Annotated in this window: 7 protein-coding genes; 6 read left to right on the top strand and 1 reads right to left on the bottom strand. The window is 61.5% G+C overall.

Annotated elements, in window-relative coordinates; translation table 11 throughout:
• Positions 1 to 127: 127 nt before the first annotated feature.
• A complete protein-coding gene (locus ACNKH6_RS10920; protein ID WP_417915595.1) occupies positions 128 to 1,456 on the bottom strand; it encodes an amidohydrolase in 1,329 nt (442 codons plus the stop codon).
• Between the two features lie 267 nt (positions 1,457 to 1,723).
• Between ACNKH6_RS10920 and rpmH the strand changes: the two genes are divergently transcribed.
• From rpmH to mnmE, 6 genes are read left to right on the top strand one after another with little or no spacing between them, the layout of a single operon-like run.
• Positions 1,724 to 1,861: a 50S ribosomal protein L34 gene (gene rpmH, locus ACNKH6_RS10915; RefSeq protein ID WP_417911963.1), complete on the top strand. Its 138-nt coding sequence runs from the start codon at positions 1,724 to 1,726 to the stop codon at positions 1,859 to 1,861.
• A gap of 5 nt (positions 1,862 to 1,866) precedes the next feature.
• Positions 1,867 to 2,226, top strand: coding sequence for a ribonuclease P protein component (gene rnpA / locus ACNKH6_RS10910; protein ID WP_417915594.1), 360 nt, complete (start codon positions 1,867 to 1,869; stop codon positions 2,224 to 2,226).
• Positions 2,213 to 2,455, top strand: a complete 243-nt coding sequence (gene yidD, locus ACNKH6_RS10905) for a membrane protein insertion efficiency factor YidD (protein ID WP_417915593.1) — start codon at positions 2,213 to 2,215, stop codon at positions 2,453 to 2,455. The genes rnpA and yidD overlap by 14 nt, the downstream gene beginning before the upstream one ends.
• A gap of 59 nt (positions 2,456 to 2,514) precedes the next feature.
• Positions 2,515 to 4,155, top strand: coding sequence for a membrane protein insertase YidC (gene yidC / locus ACNKH6_RS10900; protein WP_417915592.1), 1,641 nt, complete (start codon positions 2,515 to 2,517; stop codon positions 4,153 to 4,155).
• Between the two features lie 9 nt (positions 4,156 to 4,164).
• Positions 4,165 to 5,088, top strand: a complete 924-nt coding sequence (locus ACNKH6_RS10895) for a Jag N-terminal domain-containing protein (RefSeq protein WP_417915591.1) — start codon at positions 4,165 to 4,167, stop codon at positions 5,086 to 5,088.
• Positions 5,066 to 6,460, top strand: a complete 1,395-nt coding sequence (gene mnmE / locus ACNKH6_RS10890) for a tRNA uridine-5-carboxymethylaminomethyl(34) synthesis GTPase MnmE (protein ID WP_417915590.1) — start codon at positions 5,066 to 5,068, stop codon at positions 6,458 to 6,460. Before ACNKH6_RS10895 ends, mnmE begins: the two co-directional genes overlap by 23 nt.
• The last annotated feature ends 16 nt before the right edge of the window (positions 6,461 to 6,476 follow it).

The following is a 6,476-nucleotide window of genomic DNA, read 5'->3' as shown; positions in this document are numbered from 1 at the left end:
GCTCTCCAGCGCCGATGGTACTGCACGGGCGACTGTGCGGGAGAGTAGGCCGCTGCCGGATTCTTGTTCAAGCCGCACATAACAGCCCGCATGGGCTGCTATGTGCGGCTTTTTTTTGTTTCCTGCCTCAGCTCATGTGTCGAATTGTTTCGCCAATCCGCTCCATTTCCGCCAGAACCGCCGCCTCGTTCAGCGTGGTCAAGCGCCGGTCGCGCATGACCACGCGCCCGTTGACGACAGAATGGATGACATCGCTGCCCTTTGCCGCATAAACGAGCTGCGAGACCGGATTGTGCAGCGGACAGAGGTGCGGCTGCCGCAGATTGAGCATGATCAAGTCCGCCTTTTTGCCGACCGCGACGCTGCCGATTTTGTCCGCCGCGCCCAGAACCTCGGCACCGCCGAGCGTGGCGGCCCGCAGCACGGTCTCCGCGCTCATCGCTGTCGGATCAAGGTCGCGCACCTTGTGCAGCTTGGCCGCCGTGCTCATCTCACCGAACATGTCCAGGTCGTTGTTGGACGCGCTGCCGTCCGTGCCGATGCCGATTGTCACGCCGCCGCCGAGCATCTTCTGCGCCGGAGCGATGCCGGAAGCCAGTTTCATGTTTGATTCCGGGCAATGTGCGACTTTCACTCCGCGCCGGGCCAGCAGGGCAATTTCTTCATCATCCAGCATGACGCAGTGCGCGGCCACAGTCCGCTCGTTGAGCAGACCGAGCCGCTCCAGATGCCGCGCCGGAGTGCAGCCGTATTTTTCCGCGCAGCCTTGCACCTCGTCACGGGTTTCAGCCAGATGGATATGCAGCAAAGCATTTTTTCGTTCAGCTAATGCCGCCGCCCGCTGGAGCAAGGTCGGGGAGCAGGTGTACACCGCGTGGGGATTGACCGTGATTTTGATCAAATCGCTGTCTTCGTATGCGCTGAATAATTCTTCCACATAGGCAAAACCATTCTCCAGCTCGCCGTAGTTTGGCGAGGGAAAATCGAAAAACGCCTCGCCGATCCACGCCCGCATTCCCGCGTCCGCCGCTGCCCGCGCCGCCTCTTTGGTGAAGAGGTACATGTCGTTATAGCTGGTGGTGCCGGATTTGATCATCTCGCAAATGGACAGCAGCGTGGCATGATAGACGATTTCTTTCGTCAGCTGCGCCTCGCGGGGAAAGATATGCTGCGTCAGCCAGTCCATTAGCGGCAGATCGTCGGCCAAGCCTCGGAAGCAGGACATGGCTGCGTGCGTGTGGACATTGACCAGGCCGGGCATGATCAGCCCATGCGGACAGGCCAGCAGTTCAGCCTGCGGATATTTGGCCGCCAAGTCCGGGCCGATTTCCGCAATGCTGTCACCGGCCACAGCCACGGAAATGCCTGTCTCCTCCCGCACCTCGCCGTCTATGCTCACTAACCAGCGGCCAGCGAGCACCAGCCGCACCTCATTGTGCATAAAATCCTTCTCCATTTCTTTTCCTGCGATAAAATTTTGCGGCAAAACTTGAGAGCAACTCTGCGCCCGCAAGGGAAATAATTTGACAGCCCCGCCGCCGCTGAGTACAATGAAAAAATTCAATTCAGACGGTGGCCTCAGTCTGCCCGTATTGTGCGTATCGCAGCTTTCCCTGTCTATAAAAACATTGCCCGTGCAGCAGGATTTCTGAAATAAGGCAGCCGGACAGCGGCGGGCGCAGGCCCGGAACATTCATCAACATCAGCATCAGGAACCCAGATCATGAGCAAGAGAACATTTCAGCCCAGCAATATCAAACGCGCCCGCACCCATGGATTCCGCGAGCGCATGAGCACCAAATCCGGTCGGGCCGTGATCCGGCGGCGGCGCGCCAAGGGACGGAAGCGGCTCTCCGCCTGATCCGTATGAAGCCCTTCGCTCTGCCCAAATCCTGCCTGCTCAGGAAGAGCGGAGAGTTCAACGTGGTGTACCGGCAGGGCAGGCGGCTGCGCGGGCCGGGATTTCTGCTGGTCTGCTGCGGCAGCGGCCAGCCGGGCAGCCGACTCGGCATCAGCGTTCCGGCTAAAACCGGCTGCGCCGTGCGCCGCAACCGGATCAAGCGGCTGGTCCGCGAAACTTTCCGCCTGCACCGAGAGATTTTCCCCGGCTCCAGCGATATCGTCTTTGCCGTGCGGCCAGACTTTTCCCTTGATGGCCTGAACGAGGTGCGAGCGGCGGTGGCGGAGCTGACCGGCCTGCCGGAGCGGCGCGATGCGGCAGCCTGAGCCGGAACGCCGCAGTTTGGCGGCTCGCTGCTGCCTGCTGCTGGTGCGCGGCTATCAGCTCTGCATTTCCCCGCTTTTTCCGCCCTGCTGCCGTTACGTCCCCACCTGCTCCGAATACGCGGTTCAAGCAGTGACCCGCCACGGCGCGGCGCGGGGCAGCCTGCTGGCTGTGCGGCGCATCCTGCGCTGTCATCCCTTCGCCGCAGGCGGCTATGATCCGGTTGAATAACGCCGCAGAACTGCCGCTGTTCCGCCGGACTTTTCCTTTTCGACCGACACAACACAACAATGGACACCTACCGGGCCTTGCTGGCCATCATTCTTTCCATGCTCATCCTGCTGGGCTGGCAGTATTTATTTCCCCCGCCCAAGCCCGTCGCGCCTGTTGAGCAGACCACAACATCCCAGCCTGCCGCTGCTCCGGCGCAGACCCAGGAGCAAGCAGCGTCCATGCCCGCTGCGGCGCAAGTGGCTGTCAATGCCGATGCCCGCGAGATCAAGGTGGAGGCCCCGCTCTACAAGGCGGTCTTCTTTGAGCAGGGCGGCGGCCTGAAGAGCTTCATTCTCAAAAGTTACCGCCAAACGCGGGATAAGAACGCGCCGTCGGTGGAGCTGATCACGGTCAGCAATCCGGCGGACTTGCCGCTGGCCTTCAGCCTTGACGGCGGCGCGGCCAAGGAGCTGCCTTTGTTCAAGGCGGAGAAAACAACGGTCAATGTCACCCAAGGTGACAGCAGCCTGCTCCTGCGGGCCGAGCTGGCTGGCGGCCTGCGCATTGAGCGTAAGCTGACGTTTCATGCTGACAACTACCTGATCGGCAGTACCGCCACCGTGACTAACGGCGGCACGGCTCCGGCGCAACTGCTTCCGGCACTGTCCATGAGCAACGGGCCGCTCAAGGCAGGCGGCGCAAGCAACGGGCTGTTCAGCGGCCCGACAGTCTATGTCAACAAGCAGCTCAAGGAAATTCCGCTTAAAGAGCTGGCGCAAGGGCCAGCGCTGGTGCAGGGTGAAATCGGCTGGGCCGGGCACATGGACAGCTATTTCATGCTCACCCTGCTGCCGGAGAAAAGCGGCAGCGGCAGCATCAGCATCAGCCATTCCGGCGAGCAGAACATCCGCACTGTGCTCAGTGAAGGGCCGCGTGAGCTGGTGCCGGGCGCGTCCGTCGTGTTTGCCCATGAAGGCTATTTCGGCCCGAAAAAGCTCTCGCTGCTGAAGGAAGTGGGCTACGGACTGGAAGAGACGATCAACTTTGGCTGGCTCAGTCCGCTGGCAAGGCCGATGCTCTGGCTGCTCAACTTTTTTCACAACATCTTCGGCAATTACGGCATCGCCATCATCCTGCTCACCTGCGCGGTCAAAGGGGCCTTCTGGCCAATTACGCACAAGGGCATGAAGTCGATGAAGAACATGCAGAAGATTCAGCCTAAGGTGGCAAAGCTGCGCGAGAAGTTCAAGGACGACCCGGTGAAGATGAATCAGGAAATGATGGCCATGTACAAAACGTACAAGGTCAATCCGCTCGGCGGCTGCCTGCCGATGCTGATTCAGATTCCTTTTTTCTTTGCCCTCTACCGCGTGCTGATGGCGGCCATCGAGCTGCGCCACGCCCCCTTCCTGCTCTGGATCAATGACTTGTCTGCGCCTGACCGGCTGATGATCGGCTTCGACATCCCGGTGCTGCACGGCATTCCGGTGCTCACTCTGCTGATGGGCGGCACGATGTTCCTCCAGCAGAAGATGACCCCGACCACCGCCGATCCGCAGCAGGCCAAAATGATGCAGATGATGCCGGTCATTTTCACGGTCATGTTTGTCAATTTCGCCTCCGGGCTGGTGCTTTACTGGTTTGTCAGCAACCTGCTGTCCATTCTTCAGCAGCAGCTGATCAACCGGCAGAACACCGCCGAGGCTGTCCCGCATTGAGGTGCCATCATGGCAAAAGAACAGGATTTCTACGGCAGCAATGTTGCCGACGCAATAGCGAATGCCTGCAAGGAGCTGGCCGCCGCGCAGGAGGATTTGACCATCGAAGTGCTGGAGACCGGCTCGCCCGGCATCTTCGGCCTCTGCCGGAAACGGGCGAGGATCAGAGTGAGCCGCAAAGGGCAGCCGAAGCCTGCTGCTGAGGTCGTCCGCCCGGAAACGGAGGCGGCGGCTCCGCTGGCGGAATCTGCTGCCCCAGCTAAAACCCCGCCGAAGAAAAAAGAACGGCCTCCGAGAGAACAGAAAAAGCCTGCTCCCAAGCCGCAGCCGGAGAAGGTTGAGCGGCAGAAAGAAGCGGTCACGCCGCCTGAAAGCAAAGAAGTTCCGGCGGAAGAGCTTGGCCCCTATGTGCCGCCGACTGCGGAAGCCCTTGAAGCGGTGCGGCAGGATGTGGCCAAGCTGCTGGAGCTGATGAGCTGCCCGTCCAGCGTGACCGTGGAGCTGGACAACCAGACCGTGGCCTGCAAAGTCAGCGGCGAGCATCAGGACATCCTCACCGGGCAGGAAGGCCGCACCTTGGACAGCCTCCAGTATCTGCTGCGAAAAATGACCACCCGCCTGCTGCCCGACCGCACTAAATTAGCCATCGAGGTCGGCGACTACCGCGAGCGGCGGATTGAGGAGCTGAAAAAACGGGTGCTGGAGCTGGCCGCACAAGTGCGCGTGGACGGCATGACGCAGGCCATTCCCGCCCTCAATCCTTCGGAGCGGCGGGCGGTGCACATGCTCTTGCAGGATGACAAGGAGGTACGCAGCCGTTCGGTCGGCGAGGGCCTGTTCAAAAAGGTGCTGATTTACAAGCCGGGCAAGAAAAAGCCGTTCCCGCGCAAGGGCGGCAAAGGGCAGCAGAATGACGGCCCGGCTGAAGACTGAGGACACCATCGCCGCCATTGCCACGGCTCCGGGCAGCGGTGGCATCGGCATCGTCCGCATCAGCGGGCCGGAGGCGGAGGGCATCCTGCGGCGGCTGTTCGTGCCGCAGCGTCCGCAGAACGCTTGGCGAAGCCATCGTCTTTGCTACGGCAAAGTGCTTGACCGCAGCGGCGCAGTGTTGGATGAGGCGATGGCCGTTTTGATGCGTGCGCCGCACAGCTACACCTGCGAGGACGCGGCGGAAATCCAGAGCCATGGCAGCTGGCCGGTTTTGCAGGCGATTCTTGCCGAGGCAATCGCCGCCGGTGCGCGGCCTGCCGAGCCGGGCGAGTTCACCAAGCGGGCCTTTCTCGCCGGGCGGATTGACCTCACCCGCGCTGAAGCGGTGGCCGATTTGATTGAAGCCCGCACCGCCGCCAGTGCGAAATTGGCGACCGAGCATCTGCAAGGCGCGTTGTACGAGCGGATCAGCGCGGTGCGCGACGCGCTGGTTGAACTGCTGGCGCAGGTCGAAGTGGCGATTGATTTTCCCGATGATGCCGCAGAAATACTCGAAAGCGGCCCGCTGCTGGAGCTGCTGCGGACGCGGGCGGCGCAGCCATTGCGACAGCTGCTGGCCTTGGCCGAGCAGGGCCGGATTTTCCGCGAGGGTCTCAAGGCGGTGATTGCTGGGCGGCCCAATGTCGGCAAATCCAGCCTGCTCAACGCCCTGCTGCGCGAGGAACGCGCCTTAGTCGCCGATCTGCCCGGCACCACCCGCGACACCATTGAGGAGCTGATTTCGGTGCGCGGCATTCCGGTGCATCTCGTTGACACAGCGGGCATCCGCGAGCACGCCGACGCGGTCGAAGGGCTGGGCATTAAGCGGGCGCGGCGCAAGGTCGAGCAGGCGGATTTGGTGCTGCTAGTGCTGGATGCCTCGCAGGAGCTGACCGCCTCTGACCGCGAGCTGCATCAGTCGCTGGCGGGGAAAAAGCGGATTTTGGTGCTGAACAAGGTGGACGCGGCGGACAGCAGTCTGCTGGAGCGCATCAGCCTTGAATTTGCTGGAGAAATGCAGGTGCGGACAGCAGCCAAGAGCAGCGGCGGCATTGAGGCCCTGCTGGATGCGGTCTGGCAGGCGGCGATGGGCAGCGGTGACGGCATGGACGAGCAGCCCGCCTGTGCGCCCAATCTTCGCCACAAGCTGATTTTAGAGAAAACTTTGGCCGCCTGCGTTCAGGTCGAGGCGACCCTGCTGGCGGGCGAACCTGCCGACCTGCTGGCCGTTGACCTCCAGACTGCCCTTGATCATCTTGCCGATATCGTCGGCCTGACCACACCGGATGACGTGCTGGATGCGGTGTTTGCGAAGTTTTGCATTGGGAAGTAGTTTTTTTAACTAAAAA

The organism is Candidatus Electronema sp. JM (genome assembly GCF_048287415.1).
Lineage (GTDB): Bacteria > Desulfobacterota > Desulfobulbia > Desulfobulbales > Desulfobulbaceae > Electronema.
This window is presented reverse-complemented; position numbering and strand designations above follow the sequence as displayed.

Bases quoted from the DNA above. Each gene is read 5' to 3' on its own strand.
- ACNKH6_RS10920 (WP_417915595.1), bottom strand. From the start codon at position 1,456: ATGGAGAAGGATTTTATGCACAATGAGGTGCGGCTGGTGCTCGCTGGC.
- rpmH (WP_417911963.1), top strand. From the start codon at position 1,724: ATGAGCAAGAGAACATTTCAGCCCAGCAATATCAAACGCGCCCGCACC.
- rnpA (WP_417915594.1), top strand. From the start codon at position 1,867: ATGAAGCCCTTCGCTCTGCCCAAATCCTGCCTGCTCAGGAAGAGCGGA.
- yidD (WP_417915593.1), top strand. From the start codon at position 2,213: ATGCGGCAGCCTGAGCCGGAACGCCGCAGTTTGGCGGCTCGCTGCTGC.
- yidC (WP_417915592.1), top strand. From the start codon at position 2,515: ATGGACACCTACCGGGCCTTGCTGGCCATCATTCTTTCCATGCTCATC.
- ACNKH6_RS10895 (WP_417915591.1), top strand. From the start codon at position 4,165: ATGGCAAAAGAACAGGATTTCTACGGCAGCAATGTTGCCGACGCAATA.
- mnmE (WP_417915590.1), top strand. From the start codon at position 5,066: ATGACGGCCCGGCTGAAGACTGAGGACACCATCGCCGCCATTGCCACG.